Origin of the sequence: Microcoleus sp. F10-B2 (assembly GCF_036704965.1) — a bacterium.
Classification (GTDB): domain Bacteria; phylum Cyanobacteriota; class Cyanobacteriia; order Cyanobacteriales; family Microcoleaceae; genus Microcoleus.
Map to the genome: position 1 here is coordinate 1 of NZ_JAUBTB010000200.1, position 2,521 is coordinate 2,521.

Here is a 2,521-nt window from a genome sequence, read left to right on the forward strand (position 1 = left end):
CTGCCTATCTTTTTTTAGCACAAGTGGGTTAAATCTTTACGCTCTTTGGGTTTGGGGCGGGTTGTCACCCCCCCAGGGCAGAAACAGAAACACCTCTGGTTTTGGGCTTGGATGAAGTCGATCGCCTATTTCCCTACACCGAAGTAGTTGAAGATTTTCTGGGGATGCTGCGAAGCTGGCACGAAAAAGCCAAGATTTCGGATATCTGGAAAAAACTGCGGTTGGTAATGGCGCATTCTACAGAAGTTTATATTCCTTTAGATATGAATCAATCTCCGTTTAATGCGGGAGTTCCCGTTGAGTTGCTGGAGTTTTAGAACCAGCAAATTCACGATTTAGCTCGGCTGCACGGCTTGGATTGGGATGAGGGGCAATTGGGAAAGTTGATCGGGGCGATCGGCGGACATCCTTATTTAGTAAGATTGGCAATGTATGAGATTAGTTGTGGCAAAATCTCATTAACTCAGTTATTAAAAAATGCGGCATCAGAATCGGGAATTTACAGCAGTCATTTGCGAAAGCTGTTGGAAATACTGCAACACAATCCAGAATTAGCTTTAGCTTTGAAAAAAGTTGTCAATTCTGCCGAAGCAGTTGAATTAAATTCGATGCAAATTTACATATTGCACAGCATGGGAATTGTGCGGTGGCAAAACAATGATGTCATGCCGCGTTGCAATTTGTACCGCGAATATTTCTGCCGCGTTTGAGGTTAAAAAGCGGAGATGAACACCTGATTGGGGTTGACATTGGTAATATTTTGGTCTTGCACAACACCAATCAAATCACCCTTGTAGAAGACTCCAGTGTCTTGGGCATTGCTACCTTCCCAGTTGCCAAGTCCAAGCGAATAACCGTCTGTTAGAATGCCTTGAATTTGGATTTTATCGCTTTGAGTTATGCTAAAGTCCGTAATTGTGGCGCAGCCATTTCCGAGGTAGTAAACGCTATTTGCGTCACCCAACACGAAGGTATCCTTTCCAATGCCACCCGTGAGGATGTCGAATTCATTTTCCCCAAAGCCGAAACCAGTAAGTCGATCGCGTTAGCACTTCCGCCCAAAAGACTGTCATTGCCGGTACCGCCAAGCAGAGCATCTCGAAGCACTGCTTGCAGCACATAAACTTAAAAAATTAGAGGCATTCAGTCCGGCAAAATCCGAAACTAAGATGCAAGTATCGATCGCCCTCCAACAAGCACTTTACAGTATCCGAGAGCGCGATCGGCTCCTCGGCCACCAAGCTGTCGTCAGAAACGTCGTTTTCTCGCCCGATGGCAAAATCCTCGCATCCGCTAGCGAAGACGATACCGTCAAACTCTGGAACCCAGACGGGATATTGCTCAGAACCCTCACCGGGCACCGCGGCAACGTTTGGACTGTCAGTTTCTCACCTGACGGCAAGACGATCGCATCTGCTAGCGATGATGCTACTATCAAACTCTGGAACATCGAAAACGGCACACCAATTAGAACCCTTACAGGGCATAGGGGCTGGGTGAGAGGAGTCAGTTTTGCTCCCGACGGGTTGGCGATCGCATCTTCGGGTAGCGATCGCACTGTCAAACTCTGGAATCCAGCAGACGGCACTTTGCTCACAACCTTTACCGGACATAGGGGCTGGGCAACAAACGTCACTTTTTCGCCCGACGGGTTGGCGATCGCATCTTCGGGTAGCGATCGCACTGTCAAACTCTGGAATCCAGCAGACGGAACCGAAATTGCCACGCTCAAAGGTCATACAAATGCTGTCAGAAGTGTCAGTTTCTCCGACGACGGCAAAACCCTAGCATCCGCTGGTGAAGACGGTTTAGTCAAGCTGTGGGATGTCCAAAACCTGACTCTCCTCAAAACCCTGCAAGCCGACAGCCAACAAGTCTGGAACGTCAAATTCAGTCCCAGAGGCAGCCGGAATCCAACTCTGGCTACTGCTAGCGAAGACGGCACCGTCAAATTGTGGAATTTATCGCAGTTAGGAAACATCGAGCCGCAAACGCTCAAAGGACACAGCGGCAGGGTTGCCAGCCTTAGTTTCTGTCCCGGCGGCCGCACTTTGGCAACGGCAAGTACCGATCGCACTGCACGACTCTGGAACCTCACCGCCATCGAACCGAAAGTTCTGGAAAGCCACCGCCGTCAGGTTTTCAGTGCGAGTTTCTCCCCCGGCGGCCAAAAAGTTGCCTCCCGTAGCAGCGATCGCACTGTTAAATTGTCGAATGCACAAAACGGCAGCGAAATCAAAACTTTTCTAGGACATTGAGGTGCAGTCACCAGCGTCAGTTTTGCCCCTGACGGCAAAATTTTAGCATCTGCAGGAAGCGATCGAACTATTAAATTGTGGAACCTAGAAACTGGCACCGAAATCAAAACTATTTCAGGACATCAGAGGGGAATTGACAGCGTTGTTTTCAGTCCCGACGGTAAAATTTTAGGTATCGGCTCAATAACTGGAGTTTAGACTAAAAAATACCTCTAACAGCAAATCTCTCGCTAGTTAAAAACTGACGAGAGCGTCCATAAAGC

At 48.4% G+C, this 2,521-nt stretch carries 2 protein-coding genes and 2 pseudogenes; 3 read left to right on the forward strand and 1 reads right to left on the reverse strand.

What is annotated here, in order from left to right:
• Positions 1-32 precede the first annotated feature (32 nt).
• Positions 33-710 (forward strand): annotated as a pseudogene (locus tag QUA99_RS32520) (AAA-like domain-containing protein).
• Positions 711-712: 2 nt separating this feature from the next.
• On the opposite strand, the gene QUA99_RS32525 reads toward QUA99_RS32520, so the two are convergent.
• Entirely contained in the window at positions 713-967 is a 255-nt protein-coding gene (locus tag QUA99_RS32525; RefSeq protein ID WP_333245679.1) for a hypothetical protein, read from the reverse strand.
• 202 nt (positions 968-1,169) lie between these two features.
• On the opposite strand from QUA99_RS32525, the gene QUA99_RS32530 reads away from it, so the two are divergent.
• Both QUA99_RS32530 and QUA99_RS33320 read left to right on the forward strand, forming a co-directional pair.
• Positions 1,170-2,258, forward strand: a complete 1,089-nt coding sequence (locus QUA99_RS32530; RefSeq protein WP_333245682.1) for a WD40 repeat domain-containing protein — start codon at positions 1,170-1,172, stop codon at positions 2,256-2,258.
• A gap of 15 nt (positions 2,259-2,273) precedes the next feature.
• A pseudogene (locus tag QUA99_RS33320) lies at positions 2,274-2,456 on the forward strand (WD40 repeat domain-containing protein); the annotation flags it as partial.
• Positions 2,457-2,521: the final 65 nt, after the last annotated feature.

Excerpts from the sequence above, each read along its gene's own strand:
- QUA99_RS32530 (WP_333245682.1), top strand. The coding sequence starts at position 1,170 with ATGCAAGTATCGATCGCCCTCCAACAAGCACTTTACAGTATCCGAGAG.